This is a genomic window from Brevundimonas sp. Bb-A, from assembly GCF_009394735.1.
GTDB lineage: Bacteria > Pseudomonadota > Alphaproteobacteria > Caulobacterales > Caulobacteraceae > Brevundimonas > Brevundimonas aurantiaca.
Map to the genome: position 1 here is coordinate 3,032,540 of NZ_CP045456.1, position 22,170 is coordinate 3,054,709.

Genomic DNA, 22,170 nt, shown 5'->3' on the forward strand with positions numbered 1-22,170 from the left:
AAGAAAAGGACTGGGGCCCCGCCTTCGCGGGGATGAGCGGAGTGGTCAATCTTCGACGTCGTCCTCGGCGACCGGCGGACGGCGGCTGAGCGCCAGGGCCGTTTCCTCCTCGGTCGGCAGGCGCAGGCGCGTCACGCCGCGGAAATTGTCCGGATCGACCGGCTTGCCCTTCTTGGTGATGGTCAGCCTGCCCTGCCGCATCAGCCCCAGGGCCGTCGCCCGCACCTTGGGCAGCATGCGCTGCCACTGCTCCGGCTGCAGCGCCTTGGCCACCTCGGCCGGCTCGATGCTCTTGCCCGGCTCAAGCCCGGCGAGTTTATTCAAGATTGCGGTTTCGATCGGATCGCTCATTGCGCCTATATGCTGCACCGCGAGACCAGAAGTAAGGCCGAGTCGTCATGCCGAAGAAAATCACCGTCACCGAGGGCGAGTTCGCCGGTTGGCAGACCTATGACCTGCACGACACCTTCGACGTCGTGGTCGGCCCCTTTTACGGCAAGCTCGATCCCGACGGCCACATGCGCTGCGCCTTCCGCGCCGAGCAAAAGCATATGAATGCGGGCGGCCGGATGCACGGCGGCTGTCTGATGACCTTCGCCGACATCGCCATGTTCCAGATCGCCTATCAGGAGATGGAGGGCGCCTCGGGCGTGACGGTCCAGCTCGATTCCACCTTCATCGACGGCGCCTATGTCGGCGAACTGATCGAGGCGACCGGTCAGGTCACCAAGGCGGGCAAGAGCCTGATCTTCGTGCGGGGCCAGATCAACACCGGCGAACGGCTGCTGATGACCTTCTCGGGCGTGATCCGCAAGTTCACGCCGCGCGGCTGAACCGCACGATCAGAGCCATCAAGAGGGCGAAACCGGCGGCGGGCCAGAGGGCCGCCAGTCCCAGACGGCCGAAGGTCAGGGCGCCCAGCACCGCCCCGACGCTCAGCCCCGCCCACAGGGTCAGATAGGCCTTGTAGGCGTGCCGGTCTCCGCCCTTTACAGCGCCCGCCAGGGCCTGACCCAGCTTGACCAGGGTTCCGGTCATATAGGTCAGGCTGACCCCGACCTCTCCGTTCCTCAGGAAGACCGAGTTCTCGGCGCCCATGGCCATGACCATCAGGCCGACGGCCGCAGGCGTCAGCCCCGCGCCCGCAAGAGCAGCTGCCAAGGCCAGCAGCAGCCCCTCGAACATCAGGACCCGGCTGCGCGAAGGAGCGTCCTCGCCGCCGGCGACCAGGGCGCCGAGAAACGAGCCCAGGACGAACAAGGCCAATATGGCCGCCAGATGGGCGGCCGCCGGCCATTGCCCTTCGGCGAGGCTGGCGGCCAACCGGGTGGAATTGCCGCTCATGAAGGAGACGAACACGCCGCCCAGGTGCAGAAAGCCGAGGGCGTCGACATAGCCGGCCAGACCCGCCAGCAGCAGGGCCAGCCAGCGATCCGATCGCGTCAGCGACCGCAAGGCGGCTCAGACCCCCGCCTTGGCGGCCGGGCGCTCGCGGCAGGCGTCGAACCAGCGGTGCAGGTTCTCGAACTCGGCGGGCGGGCGGTAGCGGACCAGCCGGGCGAAGTCCAAACCGACCACGGCGACGATGTCGGCGATGGTGAACCGTTCCAGGGCGATGAATTCCCGCTCCGCCAGATGCCGGTCCAGGGTCTTCATGAACCGCTCGGCCGAAACCCGATTGTACTCAGCCACCTGTGGGATCTGCACCGCCTCCAGCGCGGCCAGGGCCGGGTGGGAATGGCGCACGTTCAGCATCAGCGGATTGGACAGATAGAACTCGCACCGGCGCGTCCACATCTCGACCACCGCCTGTTCGCGGGCGTCGCGGCCGAACAGGTTCGGCTCTGGATACAGGGCCTCCAGATAGCGGCCGATAGCCACGGATTCGGAAATGGTCGTGCCGTCGTCCAGCTCCAGCGCCGGCAGATGCGGCACCCCGACCTTGTCGCGATAGTCCGGCTTGCGGTGCTCGCCGGTCATGATGTCGATTTCGACCAGTTCGACGTCCTCGACCCCCTTCTCCGCCAGGACCCATCGGACCCGGCGGGGATTGGGCGCGCGGTGTGAGGTGTAGAGCTTCATCGGAACGCCTCCGTTGTTTTGAGAAACGCTACTGCCCGAACACCGCCGCTGGCAAGGCGCCGACGATGGCGGCGCTCATCAGCGTGGCCATGAAGCCGGCGAACAGGGCCTTCCAGATCAGCCCCAGAACCTCATGACGACGCTCGGGCATCAGGACCGACAGGCCGGTCACCGTAATGCCCACCGAACCGATGTTGGCGAAGCCGCACAGCGCATAGGTCATCAGCATCCGCGTCCGCTCGCTCATCGCCTCGGCCGGTATCTTGCCCAGGTCGATGAAGGCGACGAATTCGGTCAGGGCCAGTTTGACGCCCAGCAGCCAGCCGCCCAGGCCCGCCTCGCGCGCATCCACCCCGATCAGCCAGGCCAGGGGGGTGAACAGGACGCCCAGAATCCGCTCGACCGTCAGCGGCTCGCCGAAGACGATCAAACCGCCCAGCATGATGTTGACCAGGGCGACCAGGGCGACGAACACAATCAGCACGGCCGAAATGTTCAGCACCACCATCAGCCCGTCCGAGGTGCCCTTGGAAATGGCGTCGATGGCGCTGTCGTACTTCAGGGCCGAGTCATAGCTGATGGCCTGAGCCGCCTGTTTGTCGGGCTCGGGCACGATGATCCGCGCCAGCAGCACCCCGGCCGGGGCCGAGACGATGGAGGCGACCAGCACGTGGCCGGCCGCGTTCGGCAGGGTCTGGGACAGGATGCTGGCGTAGGCCACCATGGTCGATCCCGCCACCGTCGCCAGACCGACGGTCATCATCAGGAAGATTTCGGACCGGCTCAGCTTGTCCAGATAGGCCTTGATGACGATCGGGCTTTCGATCGTGCCCAGGAAGATGTTGGCCGCCACCGCCAGGGCCGAGGCGCCGCCCAGCCCCATGGTGCGCTGAAACAGAAAGCCGAAGCCCCGGATCAGCCACTTCAGGATCTTCCAGTGCCACAACAGGGCCGACAGGGCGGAAATCACCATGATCAGCGGCAGGACGTTGAAGGCGAAGGTGAACAGGGCGCCTTCGTTCTGAACCGCATAGGGCTGATCGCCCCCGCCCAGATAGCCGAAGACGAATCGCGTGCCCTGCGCCGTCGCCACGGCCAGGCCGTCGATCGCCCCCGTGACGGCGGCCAGCACCGTTCGCGACCCCGGAATGGCGAACAGGGCCAGCACCAGCGCCGCCTGAACGGCGACGGCGCCGATCGCCAGCTTCCAGGGGAAGACCCGCCGGTTCTCCGAGATCGCCCAGCAGACGGCGATGATGACGACCAGGCCGAACAGGCTCTGGAGGTTCAGAAGGCTGAACATGAAACGGCGATCCCTGCCCGGCCCGCGCCGGCTTCATCCGCTTCAAGGACAAAGTGACGCGGCTGACAAGAGGCGTGCGCGTATCAGTCGATCTTCAGCACACGGTCCAGACTGACGGCGCCCGGTCCGCGCGCGATCAGATAGGCCAGCGGCCCGGCCCAAAGCAGATGGACGGGCCAACCACCCGGCTCGACGAAGACCTGGATCACCAGGGTCATGAACAGCAGGCCCGCCGCCGCCGACCGCGTGGCCAGACCCAGCACCAGCAGGATCGGCAGCAGATGTTCCGAATAGGTCGCCAGATTCGCCGCCAGGTCAGCGGGCAGCAGGGGCACGCGGTATTCCTCGGCGAACAGATAGCGCGTCGAGGGGGTGATCGTCAGCAGCCCCTCGACCTTGGTCCGTCCCGACAGGAAGAAGGGCGTGGCGATCCCGACGCGCAGCAGCAGGGCCAGGGCGGCCTCGGGCGCGGCGGCGGTGATGCGTCGATGAATGTCCGCGATACGGTTCATGGTTGGTCCTTCGGGATCGAGGGTGAGAGGAAGACGCCGAGCGAGATCAGGCCGGCGAACAGGGCGGACAGATCCAAGTGGGGCGCAGCGGCCTGGGCCGCCGCCGCAGCGACGCCGAACGGTCGATGAAGGCGACAGGCGTCCAGGAAGACCCATTCCGCGCGGCTCAACCGCCGCGCCTGCACCTCGGCGCCCGGCCGGTGCACCAGCAAGCCTTCCGCCTCGGCCCGCCACTCGAGAGACGCGTCCGGGGACGGATAACGATGCGCCAGCCAGAGCGAGGGCGCCGTCCACTCGAACCAGAACAACTGAACCGACGGGTGCAGATTGGCCGTTACGCCCGCCAAGGCGGGGCCGAGCGCGGCGGCCTCGCGCGGCTCGAACGGCGCTGCGTCCTTGGCCAGATGAGCTTGGGTCCAGGCCCGATCCAGCCGGGCGCAGGGCGCCAGATAGGCCATGTCCGTCGCCGGCTGGAAACGCGCCAGCCAATCGGGGAAGCCTTCGCCGTAATCGACCAGCACCGGGGTGTCGCCCGGCTGGTCGGCGACAAAGGCGGCGGCGGCCGCGCGAAACCAATCTTCGCCAACCATCTGCAACACGGTGGGATAGTTGGCTTCCAGGGCGTCGATACGGCCCTTGATCGTCGTGTTGCGATAGACGGCCAGCGCACCCAGCGTCCGGTCGCCCGGCTCCAGGTGAGGCCGCAGAGACTCCAGATCGCCGGTCAGCGCCCTGTCGAAAGCCGCGTGAAACCCGGTCACGCCACCGCCTCCGCAGCGGTCAGCGCCGCAGCGGCGCGCGCCTGCTCATCCAGCAGGACCGAAAATTCCGGAACATCGCCGTCGCGTTCGACCAGGGTCGGCCGGGAACCGATGCGCGCGATCAGACGGTCGTAGAGCGCCCAGACGGTCTCGGAAACCGGCGTGTCGTGGCTGTCGATCAGCAGGGCCTCGCCCCAGACGGGATCGGGGCTATGGCCCGCCAGATGCACCTCGCCCACCAGCCCGCCGGGCACGGCGTCCAGCCAGGCCTGGGCCGAAAACCCCATGTTGGAGGCGCTGACATGGACGTTGTTGACGTCGATCAGCAGGCCGCAGCCGGTCCGCCGGGCCATCTCGACCAGGAAATCCACCTCGTCCCAGTCATGTCCGGCCAGGGCCAGATAGGCGGACGGATTTTCGATCAGCAGCCGCCGTCCCAGGGCCTGCTGCGCCTCGTCGACATGGTCGCACACCAGGTTCAGGATCTCGCGGCTGCGCGGGACAGGCAACAGATCGGGGTGATAGACCCCGCCGCGTCGCGACCAGGCCAGATGTTCGGACACCAAAAAGGGTTCGAACCGATCGATCAGGGCGCGAAAACGGGCCAGATGTTCGCGGTCCGGCCGCTCGTCACCGGCCAGGGACAGGCCGACCCCGTGCAGCGACAACGGTCGGGCGGCGCGGATCGTCTCCAGCCAGGACAGGCGCGGCCCGCCCGCGACCATATAGTTCTCGGGATGAACCTCGAACCACAGGCCGCGCTGGGCTCCGGCCGCCGGACAGGCCGCAGCCTCCGAATAGTGCTGGGGCTTCAGGCCCAGTCCAGCGGTCGGAACGGGGGACATCAGCGGTTCGGGATCGGGCTCAGCGAACCCTTGCCCCTGGGCGTCTCGATAGAGGTGCAGGTGCCCTTGGCGACCAGTTTCCAGGCATTGCCCTGATAGTCGCGCACCGAGGTGCCGGCGCAGGTGGTGCCGGGGCCGGCGGCGCAGTCGTTCTTGCCCGCCTTGGCCACGCCGTAGCACTTCTCCATGGCGGCTTCCTGCTGGGCGGTCGGGCGGTTCTGTGCAGCGGCGGCGTTGGCGCCCAGGGCCAGCAGGGCGCCGGCGCCGACCAGGATCTTGGCGGAGATAGTCATGGGATCATTTCCTGTGTGACAGCGGCCCGGAGCGGACCCGCTTGACAGGAAGGGTTTCGACGCCCGCACGGCGAAGGTTACCGGCGCCATCAGAAAAAGAATTCTCGCCGATTGTCGTCCGCCGTGTAACCTCCGCCCTGTCCGACGCGAATGGGTTGGGGCGTGGTCGACAAGGAAGCCGAGCTCAAACGTCTGATGTTGCGGGGTCTCGACGGCGACCCCGTGGCCTGGCGCGCCCTGCTGTCCGAAATGCGCGGCGCCCTGACCCCCTTTTTCAAACGTCGCCTGACCGGCTGCGAGGCCGACGCGGAGGATCTCGTGCAGGACTGTCTGATCGCCATCCACGCCAAGCGGGCGACCTACGACCGGTCGCTGCCCTTCACGGCCTGGGCCTACGCGATCGCGCGCTACAAGCTGATCGACCATTTCCGCCGCCTGGGACGACGCGCCGACGTGCCGCTGGAGGAGGCGTCGGTCCTTTTGGCCGAACACACGGTCGAGGACGGCGTCGTGCGCCGCGATCTGAAGAAGGTCCTGTCCATTCTGCCGCCGCGTCAGCGCCGCCTCATCGAGGACGTTCGGATCGGCGGCTTCTCCTTGGCCGAAGCGGCCAAGCGCAACGGCTTTACCGAGGGCGCGGCCAAGGTCAGCGTCCACCGCAGCATGAAGACGCTGGTCGCCAGCGTATCGCCCGATGAAGACTGACGACCTGATCGACGCCCTCGCCGCCGGGCTGGAGCCGGCCAAGCCCGCCATGCCCAGCCCTGTCCTGCTGGCCGCCGCCGCCGTGGCGGCCGTGGCGGCGGTCGGCCTGTTCTTGGGCTTCCGGCCTGATCTGGGCCAGGCGCTTCAGGGGCCGATCCCCTGGCTGAAAGGGATTTACACCGCCGCCCTTGCGGGGACCGGGATCTGGCTGGCGATACGGCTGGGGCGCCCCGGCGTCGATCCGCGCCCGGCGGTCTTCGCCCTGCTCGCCGTTGTGGCGGCGGCGGGACTGTGGGGCCTGATTGAGATGAGCCTGACTTCGCCTGAGCAGCGCATGGACGACTGGCTGGGCGGAACCTGGACCATCTGCGGCCGTAACATCGTGCTGGTCTCGGCCTTCGCCGCGCCGTTTGTCTTTCTCTCGGCGCGGAAACTGGCCCCGACGCGGCCGGCGACGGCGGGTCTGGCGCTGGGCCTGGCGACCGGCGGCCTCGCCGCCACCGCCTACGGCCTGCTTCACTGCGGCGAGGCGACCGCCGCCTTCGTCGCCACCTGGTACACGCTGGGGATCGCGGCCGCCGGCCTGATCGGCGCCGCCGTCGGCCGCTTCGCCCTGCGTTGGTGAGCCGCCCTCAGAGCTGGCGGCGCACCAGCTTGCCGTAGGTCTCCATCAGGTCCAGCGACAGGGCGCCGGGGGTGAAGCGGTAGTCGCCCACCTCGGCCACCGGGGTCACCTCGACGGCGGTGCCGGTCAGGAAGCATTCGGAGAAGTCCGACAGCTCTTCGGGGCGGATGTCGCGCACCACGACCTCGATCCCCTTGGCCTTGGCGATCTCGATCACCGTCTGACGGGTAATGCCGTCCAGAATGTGCTCGACGCTGGGGGTGTGCAGCACGCCGTCCTTGACGAAGAAGACGTTGGCGCCGGTGGCCTCGGCCACATAGCCGCGCCAGTCCAGCATCAGGGCGTCGGCGAAACCGTTCCGCTCAGCCGTGTTCTTGGACATGGTGCAGATCATGTAGAGGCCGGCGGCCTTGGCCGTGGTCGGGGCCGTCGCCGGGTCGGGGCGGCGCCACTTGGCCCATTCCAGCTTCAGACCGCGCGCCTTGACCTCGGGATCGAAATAGCTGGGCCAATCCCAGACGGCGACCGCCAGATGGACCTTGTTGTTCAGGGCCGAGACGCTGGTCTGTTCCGGCCCCAGATAGGCGACCGGACGCACGTAACAGTCGGTCAGACCGTTCTTGGCGCAGGTTTCGTTACAGATGGCGTCGATTTCAGCGACGCTGTAGGGTATCTCGAAATCGAGCAGGTTCGCGGACCGCTTCAGGCGCTCCGAATGCGGCGTCAGCTTGAAGATTTCGCCGCCGTACATACGCTCACCCTCGAATACCGACGAGCCATAGTGGAGGGCATGGGTCAAAATATGCGTTTTCGTTTCCCGCCAGGGCACGAATTCGCCGTCAAACCAGATCCATCCATCACGATCGTCGAAAGGAACGAAGGCCATTGAAACACGTCTCCTACAGAAGTCTGCCTGTTAGAGCTCCCCGAATCGCTCAGGTCAACGGCTGGGATCGGGAGAATCGCGCATGAGCCTGGCCGAAACCCGCTCTTACGGCCGCTCGGGGCCGATCGCGGGACCGGGGGTGGGCCGCCATCTGCTGATCGTCGATGACGACGACCGCATCCGCGAACTGCTGAAGGAGTATCTGTCGCGCGAGGGCTACCGCGTCACCGGGGCGGCCCACGCGGCGGCGGCCAAGCGGATGATGGAGCTGATCGAGTTCGACCTGGTCGTGCTGGACGTGATGATGCCGGGCGAAAGCGGCCTGGACCTGACCTCCTGGGTTCGCGCCAAGGCCGAGACCTCGAAGACGCCGGTCCTGCTGCTGACGGCGCGGGGCGACCCTGAGGACCGGATCGAGGGTCTGTCGCGCGGCGCCGACGACTATATGTCCAAGCCGTTCGAACCGCGCGAACTGGTGCTGCGGATCGAGGCCATCCTGCGGCGCACGGGCGGCAAGCCCATCGGTCCCCGCGAGATCAAGCTGGGGACGGCGATCTTCGACATGGAGCGGCTGGAGCTGATCCGCGACGGCGCGCCCCAGCGCCTGACTGAGGCCGAGGCCCAACTTCTGAAGACCTTGGCCCTTCACGCCCATGCGCCGGTCGAGCGGATGAGCCTGTCGCCCGACACCGCCGACATCACCGGCCGCGCCGTCGATGTTCAGGTCACCCGCCTGCGCCGCAAGCTGGAGGCGGACCCCAAGAACCCCCGCTATCTTCAGACGGTGCGCGGCGTGGGCTATATGCTCGCCCCCGACTGAGGCCGAGACCCGCCCATGCGGCTGCTGCCCGCCCCTTTGTGGCCGCGCTTTCTGAAGCGGCGCCTGCCGACCTCCCTCTGGGGGCGGTCCCTGCTGATCATCGTCCTGCCCGTGCTGGTGATGCAGGTGGTGGTGACCTGGATCTTCTTCGACGCCCACTGGCAGACGGTCACGGCGCGCCTGTCGGAGGGGCTGGCGGGCGACATCGCCTGGGCCGTCGAAAGCTATGAGGACGACCCCAGCCCCCGCAATCTGGAGCGGCTGGCCAGCCGGGCCGAACGCTCCATGTCCCTGTCGATCGCCTTGCAGGAGGGGCGCACCCTGCCGACCGAAACGCGACGCGGGCCGATCGGGGTGGTGGACCGGGTGCTGGACCGGGCCCTCGACGCCCGCCTGGACCGTCCCTACTGGTTCGACACCACCCGCTACCCCGCCTATGTCGACATTCAGGTGCAGGAGCCGCAAGGGGTGCTGCGGATCATCGCCCCGCGTGAGCGCGCGGTGGCGACCCAAGCCCACATCTTCGTCCTGTGGCTGGCCGTCGCCACCATCCTGCTGATGGGGGTGGCGATCCTGTTCATCCGCAACCAGGTCCGCGCCATCGAACGTCTGGCCGACGCGGCCGAAGCCTTCGGTCGAGGCGAGACCGTGCCCCGGTTCAAGCCGCACGGCGCGCGCGAGGTGCGGGCCGCCGCGACCGCCTTCCTGTCCATGCGCGACCGCATCCAGCGTCATATCGACCAGCGCACCGCCCTGCTCGCCTCGGTCAGCCACGATCTGCGCACGCCCTTGACCCGGCTTCGACTAGAGTTGGCCCTGGCCCCGCCGTTCAAGCGTCAGTCCGCCATGCGCGGCGACCTGGACGAGATGGAGCATATGATCGACGAATATCTGGACTTCGCCCGCGGCGAAGCCGGCGAGCCGCCGAAGCCGGTGTCCATCCGCGATCTGCTGAAGACGGCCGGCGAGGACGCGAAACGCGCCGGCGCCGAAGTCGAGCTGGCGGCGCCGGAGGGGCTGACGGCCTCGCTGCGCCCCCTGGCCTTCAAGCGGGCCCTGGTCAATCTGGCGGGCAACGCCGCTTCGCACGGCGAAAGGGTGCGGCTGTCCGCCCGCGCCCTGGCCTCGGGCGGGCTGGAGATCGCGGTGGAGGACGACGGGCCCGGCATTCCCGAAGACATGTATGAGGAAGCCTTCCGACCCTTCTCGCGCCTGGACGAATCCCGCAATCAGAACCGCAAGGGTGTCGGCCTGGGCCTGGCCATCGCCAGGGACGTCGCGCGGGGACACGGCGGCGACGTCACCCTGGACCGCAGCGACATGGGCGGACTGAAGGCGATCATCCGCCTGCCCGGACAGGCCTCCATCGTCGCCCCCTCTAGCGAAACGGGGGGCCAGGGCGCATCTTCAGTTCGGACAGGGCATGGAGATGAACACGATGCGTAAACTCGCCTTTCTTGCGCCGCTTGCCGCGACCTTGGCCGTCGCCGCCATGGCTCAGGCGCAGAACCCGAACGTCAACGTCACGATCGGCCCCGACCTGCAGCGCCAGGTCGAAAAACTGGGCGATCGCGAAGTCAATGAACAGATCGCCGCCCTTCAGGCCGAGGTGGGCAAGGCGCTGGAGCAACGCTATCCCGGCGCCAAGGCCAATCTGGTCCTGAACGATCTGAAGCCGAACCGGCCGACCATGGAGCAGATCCGCCAGAACCCGAGCCTGGACCCCATCCGCAGCGTCTCGATCGGCGGCGCCGCGATCAAGGGCGAAATCGTCACCGCCGACGGCCAGTCGCGGCCGGTGGACTTCTCCTACTTCTCGCCGAACATCCGCGACGTCTGGGGCTACAGCGTCTGGCGCGACGCCGACCGGGCGTTCGAGCGGTTCGGCGACCAGATCGAACGCGGCCGCTTCTAAAGGGTCTCAGGCGCCCATTTCGCGGTTGCGGCGCACCGCCGCCGCGACCGTGTCGTTCAGCATCTCCGTCACACGGCCGTCCCGCGCCATGGCCTCCAGCCCCGCGCGGGTCGAGCCCCCGGGCGAGGCGATCCGGCCGATAAGGGCGTCCAAGGGATCATCGCCCATCGACTCTGCGGCGGATCGCAGGGTGGCGCGGGCCAGAACGTCAGCCGTGCCCGCGTCCAGTCCCGCCGCCTCCCCGGCGCGCGCCAGGGCCTCTGTGAAGGCGTAAAAATAGGCCGCGCCCGATCCGGCCACGGCCGTCGCCGCGTCCATCAGGGCTTCGTCCGCCAGATCGACCGTCTCCGCCATCCGTTGGAACAGGGCGCGGCCCAGGGCGCGCGCCCGATCATCGGCCGACCAGACCGAGGCGACCCCGCGTCCGCGCGAGACGCCGGTGGTCGGCATCACCCGCACGATGGGCCAGCCGCCGATCCCTTCGGCCAGGGTCGGCGCCGTGACGCCCGCCATGACCGACAGGATCACCGCCTGATCGCCCAGGAAGGGCAGAAGCGGCGTCATGACGTCGCGCCACAGGGCGGGCTTGACCGCCAGAACGATCACGCGCGCCTCGGCCAGGGCCTCCAGGGGCGGATTGATCCGTGCGCCTCGACCCCGGGCGGCTTCTGCGGCGGGCTTTTGCGAGGGCGTGAGGATGATCAGATCGGAGGCTGCGACCGTCTGGCTCAGCAGCCAGCCTTCCAGAATGGCCGAGCCCAGCCGGCCGCAACCGACCAGGACAAGGGGGCCTTCCACCGGCTGGCGATCAGGCATCAGGCGTTGCCGACCGTCTCGAACAGGCAGGCCTCTATGGCCTCCTGGGGCTTCTTGTTTCCGCGCACCATGAAGTCGAAGGCGGGGTAATAGCGGTCCGCCGCCTCGATCGCCGCATCAATCATCGAGGCCGCCTGGGCCAGGGTCGGCCGCTCGCCCATGGGCAGGGCCAGGGAATGGCGGAAGACGATCTCGCCGTCCTCGGCCCAGACCTCGAAATGGCCCATCCAGGTGCGCTGATTGATCAGGCCGACCAGTTCGTGGGCGGCCGTCTTGCGGCTCTTGGCCACCTTCAGATCAAGGGCGCAGCACAGTTGCAGGCAGTCGCCCTCCGGTCGCCAGGCGAACCAAAGCTCGTAATCCTTCCAGTCCCCTGCGAGCGCAAAGGCCAGATCACCGTCGTCGGTGCGGTCGAACGGCAGGTTCTCGGCCGTAAGAACATGCTCCACGACCTCCAGCGGGTCGAAGGGCACGTCCGTTTCCTCGGGCCGGGCGATGTCCATCAAGTCTCTCAGTTCGGGCTGCGGCCGCCAGAATCACGGCCGTTAACAGAGTGGTAAGCCTGTTCGCGGATTCGGCTCAACCGGCTGCGTCCCCGGGTTGAGTTCCATCTGTGGACGTTCCCGCAGCGGGCTTGGTCGAAGCCTTGGCGGCGGGCTTCTTCCCGGCCTTCAGCTCGGCGATCTCGGCCCGCAGGGCGGCGATCTCGTCCTTCAGCACATCGAACTCGTCGCGCCGGACCAGGTCCATCTCGGCGACGATCCGGTCGGTCTGGGCGCGCCAGGCGGTCTTGGCCTCTTCGCCGGCGGCCTGGGCCAGGCCCATGGCGCCCGTCGTCAGTTTGGCGAACTCATCCAGAAGGGGATTGCGGGTCTGCATCGAAAGGCTCCGACTCGAACGTCGTTAACGGAGGGTCACCGACTATGGTGAACGAAACCTTTCTTTCTGCTGCTTCGGCGGCGCCATCAAGGCGTCGTGATGCGTCTTCACAGGCGACGTAGGCGGCGACGCTTGCTAAACCGCCCGTCAAGAGAACGGCCAGCACAGGAAATCCCCTTGCCCTTTCCCGAATTCGATCCGGTCCTGATCCATCTCGGACCGCTTCCGATCCGCTGGTACGCCTTGGCCTATGTGGCCGGCATCGTCCTGGGCTGGTGGTACGCCGCCCGACTGATCAAGACCGAACGCCTGTGGGCGCCGGGCAAGCCGCCGATCAGCACGACCCAGTTGGACGATCTGGTGCTGTGGATCGTGCTGGGTATCATCCTGGGCGGCCGCCTGGGCTACGCCCTCTTCTACAAGCCGGTCATGTACGCCCAGCTGTTCACGGGCCAGACCCTGGGCGAACGGTTCGAGCTGTTCCAGCTCTGGACCGGCGGCATGAGCTTCCACGGGGGCTTCCTGGGCGTCTGCCTGGCCATCGTCCTCTATTCGCGCGGCCAGAAGATCGACATGCTGCGTCTGGGCGACGTCGTCGCGCCGGTGGTGCCGATCGGCCTGATGTTCGGCCGTCTGGCCAACTTCATCAACGGCGAACTCTGGGGCCGCGAGACGACCGTTCCCTGGGCCATCCGCTTCTGCAACGCCCGTATCCAGCAGATGTACGGCTTCTGTCCCGCCGGCGACGCGCCGCGCCATCCCAGCCAGCTCTATGAGGCCGGTCTGGAGGGGATCGTCCTGCTGTCCATCCTGTCGCTGGGCGTCTGGAAGTTCGACCTGCTGAAGAAGCGGGGCTATATCACCGGCCTGTTCCTGGTCGGCTACGGCGTCTGCCGCGCGGCGCTGGAGAATGTGCGTGAACCCGACTACGGCATGCCCGACTTCCCCCTGGGCCTGACCATGGGGATGATGCTGTCCATCCCGATGATCCTGGTCGGCGCCTGGCTGGTTTGGCGCGCCTGGAACCGGCCGCCCGTCGCCGCATGAGCGAAGCCGAGAGCCTGAAGACCCGTCTGGCGCGCGAGATCGCCCTGACAGGGCCGATGACGGTCGCCGACTATGTGACCCGCTGCCTGCATGATCCCAAGGGCGGCTACTACGCCTCGCGCCCGGCCCTCGGAGAGGGCGGCGACTTCATCACCGCCCCCCTAATCAGCCAGATGTTCGGCGAACTGATCGGCCTGTGGGCGGTCGAGACCTGGAACCGGCTGGGCGCGCCCGAGCGGTTCCGTCTGGTCGAGGTCGGGCCGGGCGACGGGACATTGATCAGCGACGCCCTGAGGGCCGCCCGCCTGGTTCCCGGCTTTCTGGAAGCCTGCGACCTGATCCTGATCGAGCCCAGCGGACCTTTGCGTGATCTGCAGGCCAGGGCCCTGGCCGGCGCAGACCTGTCGCCGCGCTGGGTGCGCGACCTGACCCAGATCGAGACCGACGCTCCGGTCGTCCTGATCGCCAACGAGGTGCTGGACTGTATGCCCGCCCGCCAGTTCGTCCGCACCGAGGACGGCTGGGCCGAGCGGCGGATCGGCGTCACCGACGACAACGACCTGATCTTCGGCCTGACCGCGATCACCGGCGGCTTCGAAAAGCCCGGCTTCGACATGACGCCGGGTCAGACTTTCGAGATTTCCGAACAGCAGGCGATCTTCGGCCGCGACCTGGCCCTGCTGATGAAGGCCGCCTCGGGCGCCGCCCTGCTGATCGACTACGGCCGCGCCCGGCCCGAGGCCGGCGATACTCTGCAGGCCCTGCGCCGCCACCAGAAGGTCGATCCGCTGGACAGTCCCGGCGAGGCCGACCTGACCCAGTGGGCCGACTTCCCGCGCGTGCTGGAGGCCGCCGTCCGCGCCGGCGCCGACGTCACCGGCTGCCTGGGACAGGGCGACTTCCTGCGCCGTCTGGGGATCGAAGCCCGCGCGGAACGGTTGAAAGCGGGGCGCCCCGATGCGGCCCCCGTCATCGAGCGCCAACTGCACCGCCTGACCGCCGAGGACCAGATGGGACGCCTGTTCAAGGCCGCCGCAATCTTCTCCCCCCGCTCGCTGATCGTGCCGGGATGGGATCAATGAGCGACCCGATGACCAGCCTGGCCCCCATCACCCATCCGCTGCTGACCGCCGCCGGCTTCGACCACGGCTTCTTCACCCGCGCGGGCGGCGTTTCGACCGGCATATACAAGGGCCTGAACACCGGCGTCGGCTCCAAGGACGACCCGGCCGCCGTGGCCGAGAACCGCCGCCGCGTGGCGGCCCATTTCGGGGCTGACGCCGATCATCTGAACGGCTGCTATCAGATCCACTCGGCCGTCGCCCGGGTCGCCGATGGTCCGTGGCGCGGCGACCGCCCCGAGGGCGATGCGGTCGTGTCGGCCGAGCCCGGCCTGCTGTGTTCGGTCCTGACCGCCGACTGCGCGCCCGTTCTGATGGCGGACCCTGAGACCCGGATCGTCGCCGCCGTCCACGCCGGCTGGAAGGGCGCCCTGGGCGGGGTGGTCCATTCCGCCGTCTCGGCCATGGAGGCCCTGGGCGCCTCGCCGCGCCGCATCCTGGCCGTCGTCGGCCCGTGCATCGCCCAGGCCAGCTATGAGGTCGGCGTCGATTTCCAGGAGCGGTTCGTCCACCACGACCCCGGCAGCGAACGCTTCTTCAAGCCCGGCGCGGCGGATGACAAGCGCCTGTTCGACCTGCCCGGCTTCGTCCTGTGGCGTCTGCAACAGGCCAGGGTCGGCCAGGCCGTCTGGACCGGCCACGACACCTGCGCCGACGCGGACCGCTTCTATTCCAACCGCAGGGCGTTCCAACGCGGAGAGCCGGATTTCGGGCGCTTGATTTCCGTGATCGGGGTCTGACTTAATCCGCTTACCCTCTCCCTCCCCGTCCGGGGAGGGAGAGGGTGTATCACCCCGCCTGGGCCAACTCCGGTACGCGCGTCACTTCCCGCCACGCATGCGGCGCAGCCAGCAGGGCGCGGACCAGCTTGTTGTTGACCGCGTGGCCGGCCTTGTAACCCTCGTATCGGCCCAGCAGGGGCGCGCCCAGGACGTAAAGGTCGCCGATCGCGTCCAGCGCCTTGTGCCGCACGAACTCGCGTTCCATGCGCAGACCGCCGGGGTTCAGAATCTCGTCACCGTCGATGACCACGGCGTTCTCCAGCGAACCGCCGCGGGCCAAACCCGCCTGGCGCAGGGCCTCGACCTCATGGGCGAAGCCGAAGGTGCGGCAGGCCATGATCTCCTGGCGGAAGGTCGCCTCGTCCACGACGAAGTCGATCACCTGATTGCCGATGGCGGCCGAGGGGAAGTCGATCTCGAACCGCATCTCATAGCGGTCGCACGGCAGAAGGGCGGCGTGTTTGTCGCCCTCGACGACATGAACCGTCTCCAGGATCTCGATATAGCGCTGCGGCAGCGCCTGGGGCCGGAAGCCGGCCCGGTCCAGCAGCCGCACGAACTCCAGCGCCGACCCGTCCAGGATCGGCAACTCCGGACCGTCCACCTCGACCACGGCGTTCGATACGCCGAGCGCACAGAAGGCCGCCATTAGATGTTCGATGGTCGACAGGCGCACGCCCGCCGCATTCTCGATCATGGTGTTCAGCCGGGCGTCCACGACCGCCTCGCCCGAAACGGGGATACGGTTGTCGCGGTCGGCGACGTCCGTGCGCACGAAGACGATCCCCGTCCCCGCAGGCGCAGGCCGCACCGCCAGCCGCACCCGGCGGCCCGTGTGCACGCCCACGCCGGCGATGATCGCCGGCGCGATGAGGGTGCGTTCCTGATGGTCGTTCCGGACCGGCAAAGGCAAACTCGCTTGGTTACCGCCACAGCCCATGGGGACGGACTGCGGCACAGGCCCGGTCTAACGGCTGGCCGGCAACAGGAAAATGAAAGTCGGGTTTCGGATTGTTTCGTTCTGATACGGACGGAACGAAAAACGCCCCGAAGCCGGGCTTCGGGGCGTCGTCGTCAGTTTTTCCGGCGGTCAGTTGGCGAGACGGCGGAGAAAAGAGGGAATCTCCAGATCGTCGTCGGCCTGGCCCGCTTCCGGCTCCGGCGTCGACTGCGGCTGGGCCGACTGGCGCATCTGGGGTTGGGTGCGGCTGTAGACCGGCTCGGGCTGCGGCTGGGCGCGCTTGCCCCGACCGAACAGGCTCCAGCCGCTGCGGCGATGGTCGCGGTCGTCATAGTCGTCGGCGGTCGGCTCGGGCGAACGCGCGGCGTAGAGATCCCCCTGGGGTTCGACCGGGGCGCGGCTCGGCTGGGCGGAGGCCGCCGGGGCGCGCGTCTCATACTCCTCGACCCACGGATCGACGATCGGCTCCAGGGTGCGCGGCGCCGGTTCAGCGACGCGGATCACCGGTTCGGGACGGGGTTCGGCCGCAGCCGGGGCCTGAAAGCTGGGGACGACGGGGGCGGCTTCGATACGGGGTTCGGGTCGGGCCTCGACGCGCGGCTCCGGGGCGCGTTCGGCGCGGACCGGCTCGCGATAGGTCTCACGGGCGGGCTCAGGGGCGGCCCGCGACGTTTGGGCGCCGTACAGGCCGCCGGCCGAGCGGCGGGCGCTGTGATCGGCCAGGGGGGCCGTCGGCGCCGAGGGCTCGGCGCGCTGCACCACGCTCTCGTCCATGCCGGTGGCGACGACCGAGACGCGGATCTTGCCGTCCAGCGCGGGGTCGAAGGCGGCGCCGAAGATGATGTTGGCGTCGCCGTCCACCTCGGCGGAAATGGCGTTGGCGGCCTCGTCCACTTCCAGCAGGGTCATGTCCAGACCGCCGGTGATGTTGACCAGCACGGCCTTGGCGCCCTTCAGGCTGGTCTCGTCCAGCAGCGGATTGGCGATGGCGTTCTGGGCGGCCATCAGCGCGCGATCATCGCCCGACGCCTCGCCGGTGCCCATCATCGCCTTGCCCATTTCGGACATGACGGCGCGCACGTCGGCGAAGTCCAGATTGATCAGGCCCGGCAGGATCATCAGGTCGGTGATCGAGCGCACGCCCGAGTGCAGAACCTGGTCGGCCATGCCGAAGGCGTCGGCGAAGGTGGTGCGTTCATTGGCGACGCGGAACAGGTTCTGGTTCGGAATGACGATCAGGGTGTCGACATAGCGTTGCAGCTCGGCGACGCCCGCATCGGCCAGGCGCATCCGGTGGCGGCCTTCGAAGGTGAAGGGCTTGGTCACCACGCCGACCGTCAGAATGCCGCGATCGCGCGCGCATTTGGCGATGACAGGCGCCGCGCCCGTGCCGGTGCCGCCGCCCATGCCGCAGGTGATGAACACCATATGGGCACCTTCGAGGTGCTGATGGATCTCGTCGGCGGATTCCTCGGCGGCGTTCATGCCGACCTCGGGGTGGGCGCCGGCGCCCAGGCCTTGGGTGATGGTCTCGCCCAGCTGGATGCGGCGATCCGTCTTGGCGAAGCTGAGGTGCTGCGCGTCGGTGTTGGCCACGACGAACTCGACCCCTTCCAGGCCGGCGTCGATCATATTGTTCACGGCGTTGCCGCCGGCTCCGCCGACGCCGAACACGACGATGCGGGGCTTCAGTTCAGTGTGTTGCGGCTTGACCAATGAGAGCGACATTCTGTTTTCCGACCTTCCGACCCTGCCCCTCGTCCCAAGGCGAACACCCCGCCGAATCACCTTGGTTATGAGCGCGTTAAGGATTGCACCCACGAGGGTTAAGAGATGGTTACGGCGATAATGTGAGTCGGGATTGGATCAACGCCCCAATTGCGGCAACGCTCAAAACAAAAGGGGCCAGCCGAAGCTGACCCCTCGTGTCGAGGTTCCTGGCGTTAGATCAGAAGCGATAGATCAACTGCCCCAGGAAGGTGCGGCCGAGGCTCTGCGGCTGCCCGCCGATCTCGTACTGGGTGCCCGGATAGACGGTGTCGAACAGGTTATCGACCGTCAGCTGGACCCGCGCCTCCTTCGTCACGTCATAGGCGACCGTGGCGGAATGGATCCAGTAGGAACGATACTGCCGAACGGTCGCTTGGTCGATCGTCGGGAACAGCGTGCCGTTACCGGCATACACCTTGGTCGTATCTTGCCAGTTGCCGGTCCATGACATGCGCAGATCGCCCTTGGTGTAGTTGGCGCCCAGTTGCACCTCCCAATCCGGACGAGCGAGAGTGCCCTGAGAATAGGTCGTCGTGCCGTCGAACTCACCGTTCGGCGAGCTCTGATACTTGATCAGGTGATAGGCCGACGCACGAAGACCCATACGGCCGAAATCGGTCTGGCCGTTGCCGAGCAGATCACCGATCTCGAAGTTGTAGGCGGCGTTAAGGTTCAAAGATTGGACGCGAATACCACCCTGGTTCCAGAAGCCGGAGATGGAGCCGTTCGTGATCGTGAACTGCGAGTCACGAACGACATAGGGGCACAGATCCAGACCATTCACGTCAGGGCGCGTGTCCGGATAGGTGTTGCTGTCCATGCAGAACTGGTTGGCGGTCGTGGCGAACAGGTTGGAGATCAGGCCCTTGACGGTTATCTTCACATAGTCAGCCGAGAACACCAGGCCCGGGATGAAGCGTGGCTGAGCGACGAAGCCCCAGGTGTAGCTGTTGCCGATTTCCGGCTGCAGCCCCGGCTCGCCCGCGACGATCGTTTGGAACGACGGCACGCCCGACGCGAAGGTAGACAGGAAGTTCTTGACCCGCGCCGTATTGTCCGCGTCCGACAGGGTCGGATCGATCACGCCGTTCTGATAGACGTTCGAAACCGGGTTGAGCTGCCGAACCAGAGCTTCACAGTTCGCGCGGCGCTTTGCAGGGTTCGGGCCCGAGTCGATGTTCGTCGATCCGCAGACGTCGGTCGAGTTGTTCAGGAACGCCGGCTGGCTGCCGAGGAACAGGTCGACAATGCCCGGCTGACGCACGGAGCGGGAAATGTTGCCGCGGAACGTGATGTCTTGAATGGGCGCATAGCTGACGGCGATCGAATAGATGTCCTGAACGTCACCGTCATACTTCGGCGAATTCAACACGCCGTTGGCGTTACGGAACGCGGCGGCCGACCCCTCCTGCTTCACCCAGCGCCATGCGGGGTTCACATCCAGTCGGTGAATGAAGGGAATATTCATGTCCGGGCTGACGAAGGGCACGTTCAACTCGACGCCGTATTCGGTCGTCTTGATCTCGGCGTCCGTCAATGCGGTCGGCGCGGAACGTGACCGCCCAAGCTGGCCGAGCGTATCGCCGCTATAGACGAGGCTTTCATTGCGATGCTCGCCCGAGACTGCGAACGCCAAGGCGCCGGCGGGCAGTTGGATGATCTCACCACCGAAGGTGCCTTGGAAGTAATCCTGACGGGCTTCATTGGTGATGAAGGTATCCGCCAGAATGTAGTCGCGCGCAGCTTGCGAGGAGCGGCCGACGCCAAAGAGGTTCAGCGGCTGGCAAGCATCGACCTGGGCTTGGGTCACGACCGGCTGATAGTTCTGATCCTGGGGCACATCGCCCACGACCGGCACGGTCGGATTGGCGTTGACGGCGTAGGGGACGCGCACAACGTTGTTGGTCAGACCGGGAGGGCTGGTGCCGACGATGCCGGCGCCGAGAGCCGTTTGGCTGCGGCACCGCGTCACGCCCCCGACATCAACGGCGTCGATGGCGAGCAGGAACTCCACATCCTTGATGAACTTGGTTTCGTAACGGAAGTCCGATCCGCCGGTCGAATAGGCGAAGTCCCAGTTGAAGTTGCGGTTGAAGGCGCGGAAATCGCCCCGCAGGCCGTTGACCGAGCGCCAGGTCTTCGACTTGCCGCGCGCCTCGTTGTTTTCACCGAAGATGTCGTAGAAATCGGTGGAGAGAGCGAAAGTAGAGGTTATCCCACGCGCGGCCAGATCAGCGCGATTTTGCGCCGTCAGGAAGGGGTTGTTGACACTGACAATGATACCGCCGTTCTCAATACCCGCAGAGCCGACAGAATTGAAGGCGGACTGCTGGTTCACCGGGTTGATGCTGGTGATTTCCGAATACAGGTTTTCGGTGAAGAAGGTGATGTTGTCGGTGATGTCGTAACGTGCGTTGACGTTGAAGATCGAGCGCTGCTGCTTGAAGCGCTGAACGTTACGGTCGGATGCGTTGTAGAGATCAGGATTGCTGCCGGGGGCGCTGCCGAAGCTGCCCGGCGAGGTCGAGCTCAGGTCTCCAACTGCGAACTGCACCACATTGCCGTTGGCGTCGAAGCGCAGCGGCTGAGCGATGATCGGCAGCAGCGGGTTGCCGCTGGCTACGCCCGGATAACCTTGAATGAACGATCCGATGAAGAGATTCGGATCGAGGTTGGGATTCGCAAGGAAGTATTCCCGCGCCGTCGGCAGCCGCGATTGCAAAATGTCCAGCGCCAGTCGGTTCAAATCGGACTGGGTGGCGCCGGCGGGAGGCGTCACGCCATACGCCGCGAAAACCCGCGCCGCATTTGCATTCTGTTGCGCCGCCGTGGTCCCCGGCAGTGAGGCTGGAGCAAAGTTACAGATCCTGGCGTTCGAGGCCGCCGCCGCCTGGGCTTGGGCCGCCGAGAAGGCGCCGGCATTACAAAGGCTCGGGACCGAAGGGAAATAGCTCCCGGAATAATATCCGGCCGCATCCAACGAGCCCAGAGACGTGTTGCTGTTGAAGCCGCCGCCGGCGGAGGGATTTTCGTAGACTTGCGCCGTCGCTCCGGGCTGCAGCGTCCGCACGGGGTTCGCACGGAAAATCGTTCCGCCGGGCAGCGCCGTGTGCGAGCGGAAGCTGTCAATGAAGACGCTGGGGAAGAGCCCGTCCGCATTGGCCGGAAGGAAGACCCCTAGAGCCGTCGATGGCCTCACGCCCAGAGTATAGGCGGGGTTGCGCACGCCATAGGGCTGGGTGAACAGGCCCGAGTTTCTACCCAGGAAGTCGAAATCCTTTGAGTACAGCGCATCAGTCTCGGAGATGTCGGCCGCGACGGTGACGTTGAGCTTATTGTCCAAGAAGTTTCGGCCGGTGGTGACGCCGAAGGAGTAGGTTTCACCCTGCCCGCCTTCATAACCACGGATCGAAGTGCGGACGTCCAGACCTTCAAAGTCGTCACGCAGGATATAGTTGACCACGCCGGCGATGGCGTCCGAGCCATAGGCGGCAGCGCCGCCCACAGTCAGAACATCAACGCGGTCGATAAGGGCCGCAGGAATCGTCCCCGCATCCACCTGATTGCCAGGTTCGTTGCCCGCCACGAAGATGGTGCCGCCGTTGTTCGAAACCATTCGACGGCCGTTGACCAGCGTCAGGGTGCGCGAAGACCCGATATCCAGAAGGTCCACATACTGCGCGCCAAGGTTGGCCGGTTGAGCCGTGCCGGTCGACACCGCGGAAACGGGCGGGCCTACGAGCGGAATGTCGTTCAGAATCTGGATTGCGTTGGTGAAGCCGCGATCTTCGATCGCCTGACGATCGACCTGGGCGCCAGGGATGGTTCCCTCGTATTGGGGGCGGCGAATGCGGCTCCCGGTGACGACAATCTCTTCGACTTCGCTGGTCGCGCCGTCATCAGCGGGCGTCTGCGGAGCCGTTTGAGCCACCGCAGCCGAGGCTACGATTAGGACTCCAGCCAAAACCGAAGTGCTCAACAAGTATGGTTTGTGTCGCATAAATAGCCCCGAGGCAGCATGTCCGCCCCCCACGGGCGGCACTGTTT

24 protein-coding genes are annotated in these 22,170 nt (G+C 66.8%); 9 read left to right on the plus strand and 15 right to left on the minus strand.

All coding sequences use genetic code 11. From position 1 onward, the window contains the following. Positions 1-45: 45 nt before the first annotated feature. On the minus strand, positions 46-351 hold the full coding sequence (locus BSP_RS14935; RefSeq protein ID WP_152950853.1) for a DUF3253 domain-containing protein: 306 nt from the start codon (positions 349-351) through the stop codon (positions 46-48). Positions 352-398: 47 nt separating this feature from the next. Between BSP_RS14935 and BSP_RS14940 the strand changes: the two genes are divergently transcribed. Then, entirely contained in the window at positions 399-833 is a 435-nt protein-coding gene (locus BSP_RS14940) for a PaaI family thioesterase (RefSeq protein WP_008262173.1), read from the plus strand. Here the strand turns inward: BSP_RS14940 and BSP_RS14945 are convergent. The 7 genes from BSP_RS14945 to BSP_RS14975 all read right to left on the minus strand — a co-directional run bounded on the left by BSP_RS14945 (position 817) and on the right by BSP_RS14975 (position 5,796). Beyond that, positions 817-1,455, minus strand: a complete 639-nt coding sequence (locus BSP_RS14945; protein ID WP_152950854.1) for a YoaK family protein — start codon at positions 1,453-1,455, stop codon at positions 817-819. The two genes, BSP_RS14940 and BSP_RS14945, sit on opposite strands and share 17 nt — an antisense overlap. Positions 1,456-1,461: 6 nt before the next feature. After that, the gene (locus BSP_RS14950) at positions 1,462-2,082 is read right to left on the minus strand and encodes a glutathione S-transferase family protein (RefSeq protein WP_054766504.1); all 621 of its coding nucleotides are present in this window, start codon (positions 2,080-2,082) and stop codon (positions 1,462-1,464) included. Between the two features lie 28 nt (positions 2,083-2,110). Beyond that, the gene (locus BSP_RS14955; RefSeq protein ID WP_152950855.1) at positions 2,111-3,385 is read right to left on the minus strand and encodes a NupC/NupG family nucleoside CNT transporter; all 1,275 of its coding nucleotides are present in this window, start codon (positions 3,383-3,385) and stop codon (positions 2,111-2,113) included. Between the two features lie 83 nt (positions 3,386-3,468). Continuing rightward, on the minus strand, positions 3,469-3,897 hold the full coding sequence (locus BSP_RS14960) for a DoxX family protein (RefSeq protein WP_054766506.1): 429 nt from the start codon (positions 3,895-3,897) through the stop codon (positions 3,469-3,471). Next, the gene (locus tag BSP_RS14965) at positions 3,894-4,658 is read right to left on the minus strand and encodes a DNA-binding domain-containing protein (RefSeq protein WP_054766507.1); all 765 of its coding nucleotides are present in this window, start codon (positions 4,656-4,658) and stop codon (positions 3,894-3,896) included. The genes BSP_RS14960 and BSP_RS14965 overlap by 4 nt, the downstream gene beginning before the upstream one ends. Beyond that, positions 4,655-5,503 (minus strand): DUF692 domain-containing protein, encoded by an 849-nt coding sequence (locus BSP_RS14970; RefSeq protein ID WP_152950856.1) that lies wholly within the window; start codon positions 5,501-5,503, stop codon positions 4,655-4,657. Before BSP_RS14970 ends, BSP_RS14965 begins: the two co-directional genes overlap by 4 nt. Next, a complete protein-coding gene (locus tag BSP_RS14975; RefSeq protein WP_054766509.1) occupies positions 5,503-5,796 on the minus strand; it encodes a DUF2282 domain-containing protein in 294 nt (97 codons plus the stop codon). The genes BSP_RS14970 and BSP_RS14975 overlap by 1 nt, the downstream gene beginning before the upstream one ends. 162 nt (positions 5,797-5,958) lie before the next feature. Here BSP_RS14975 and BSP_RS14980 point away from each other — a divergent pair, with 162 nt between their 5' ends. Together BSP_RS14980 and BSP_RS14985 are read left to right on the plus strand one after the other, a co-directional pair. Then, positions 5,959-6,501 carry a sigma-70 family RNA polymerase sigma factor gene (locus BSP_RS14980; protein ID WP_152950857.1) on the plus strand — a complete coding sequence of 181 codons (543 nt, stop codon included), beginning with the start codon at positions 5,959-5,961 and terminating at the stop codon, positions 6,499-6,501. Next, a complete protein-coding gene (locus BSP_RS14985; protein ID WP_054766510.1) occupies positions 6,491-7,126 on the plus strand; it encodes an NrsF family protein in 636 nt (211 codons plus the stop codon). Before BSP_RS14980 ends, BSP_RS14985 begins: the two co-directional genes overlap by 11 nt. A gap of 7 nt (positions 7,127-7,133) precedes the next feature. Here BSP_RS14985 and BSP_RS14990 read toward each other — a convergent pair whose 3' ends face one another. After that, positions 7,134-8,012, minus strand: a complete 879-nt coding sequence (locus BSP_RS14990; protein WP_054766511.1) for a branched-chain amino acid aminotransferase — start codon at positions 8,010-8,012, stop codon at positions 7,134-7,136. Between the two features lie 82 nt (positions 8,013-8,094). Here BSP_RS14990 and BSP_RS14995 point away from each other — a divergent pair, with 82 nt between their 5' ends. Genes BSP_RS14995 through BSP_RS15005 form a run of 3 tightly spaced genes read left to right on the plus strand, consistent with a single transcriptional unit; the run spans position 8,095 to position 10,747 of the window. Continuing rightward, positions 8,095-8,832, plus strand: a complete 738-nt coding sequence (locus BSP_RS14995; RefSeq protein ID WP_054766512.1) for a response regulator — start codon at positions 8,095-8,097, stop codon at positions 8,830-8,832. Between the two features lie 15 nt (positions 8,833-8,847). After that, positions 8,848-10,278 carry an ATP-binding protein gene (locus tag BSP_RS15000; protein WP_227975984.1) on the plus strand — a complete coding sequence of 477 codons (1,431 nt, stop codon included), beginning with the start codon at positions 8,848-8,850 and terminating at the stop codon, positions 10,276-10,278. Then, positions 10,271-10,747 carry a hypothetical protein gene (locus tag BSP_RS15005; RefSeq protein ID WP_054767037.1) on the plus strand — a complete coding sequence of 159 codons (477 nt, stop codon included), beginning with the start codon at positions 10,271-10,273 and terminating at the stop codon, positions 10,745-10,747. The genes BSP_RS15000 and BSP_RS15005 overlap by 8 nt, the downstream gene beginning before the upstream one ends. 6 nt (positions 10,748-10,753) lie before the next feature. On the opposite strand, the gene BSP_RS15010 is transcribed toward BSP_RS15005, so the two are convergent. From BSP_RS15010 to BSP_RS15020, 3 genes are all read right to left on the minus strand, one after another. Then, entirely contained in the window at positions 10,754-11,563 is an 810-nt protein-coding gene (locus BSP_RS15010) for a pyrroline-5-carboxylate reductase (protein ID WP_152950858.1), read from the minus strand. Further along, the gene (locus tag BSP_RS15015) at positions 11,563-12,066 is read right to left on the minus strand and encodes a YbjN domain-containing protein (protein ID WP_054766514.1); all 504 of its coding nucleotides are present in this window, start codon (positions 12,064-12,066) and stop codon (positions 11,563-11,565) included. Before BSP_RS15015 ends, BSP_RS15010 begins: the two co-directional genes overlap by 1 nt. A 76-nt stretch (positions 12,067-12,142) precedes the next feature. After that, positions 12,143-12,442 carry an accessory factor UbiK family protein gene (locus tag BSP_RS15020; protein ID WP_054766515.1) on the minus strand — a complete coding sequence of 100 codons (300 nt, stop codon included), beginning with the start codon at positions 12,440-12,442 and terminating at the stop codon, positions 12,143-12,145. 177 nt (positions 12,443-12,619) lie between these two features. Between BSP_RS15020 and lgt the strand changes: the two genes are divergently transcribed. Genes lgt through pgeF form a run of 3 tightly spaced genes read left to right on the plus strand, consistent with a single transcriptional unit; the run spans position 12,620 to position 15,350 of the window. Continuing rightward, on the plus strand, positions 12,620-13,489 hold the full coding sequence (gene lgt, locus BSP_RS15025) for a prolipoprotein diacylglyceryl transferase (RefSeq protein WP_152950859.1): 870 nt from the start codon (positions 12,620-12,622) through the stop codon (positions 13,487-13,489). After that, positions 13,486-14,571, plus strand: a complete 1,086-nt coding sequence (locus BSP_RS15030; protein WP_152951170.1) for a class I SAM-dependent methyltransferase — start codon at positions 13,486-13,488, stop codon at positions 14,569-14,571. The genes lgt and BSP_RS15030 overlap by 4 nt, the downstream gene beginning before the upstream one ends. A gap of 8 nt (positions 14,572-14,579) precedes the next feature. Then, complete coding sequence (pgeF, locus tag BSP_RS15035) at positions 14,580-15,350, plus strand: peptidoglycan editing factor PgeF (RefSeq protein WP_152951171.1); 771 nt, start codon at positions 14,580-14,582, stop codon at positions 15,348-15,350. A gap of 49 nt (positions 15,351-15,399) precedes the next feature. Here the strand turns inward: pgeF and lpxC are convergent, their stop codons facing one another. From lpxC to BSP_RS15050, 3 genes are all read right to left on the minus strand, one after another. Next, positions 15,400-16,299 carry a UDP-3-O-acyl-N-acetylglucosamine deacetylase gene (gene lpxC, locus BSP_RS15040; RefSeq protein WP_152950860.1) on the minus strand — a complete coding sequence of 300 codons (900 nt, stop codon included), beginning with the start codon at positions 16,297-16,299 and terminating at the stop codon, positions 15,400-15,402. A gap of 183 nt (positions 16,300-16,482) precedes the next feature. Continuing rightward, positions 16,483-18,081 carry a cell division protein FtsZ gene (ftsZ, locus tag BSP_RS15045; protein ID WP_152950861.1) on the minus strand — a complete coding sequence of 533 codons (1,599 nt, stop codon included), beginning with the start codon at positions 18,079-18,081 and terminating at the stop codon, positions 16,483-16,485. Positions 18,082-18,301: 220 nt separating this feature from the next. Continuing rightward, positions 18,302-22,102: a TonB-dependent receptor domain-containing protein gene (locus tag BSP_RS15050; RefSeq protein ID WP_194166977.1), complete on the minus strand. Its 3,801-nt coding sequence runs from the start codon at positions 22,100-22,102 to the stop codon at positions 18,302-18,304. Positions 22,103-22,170: the final 68 nt, after the last annotated feature.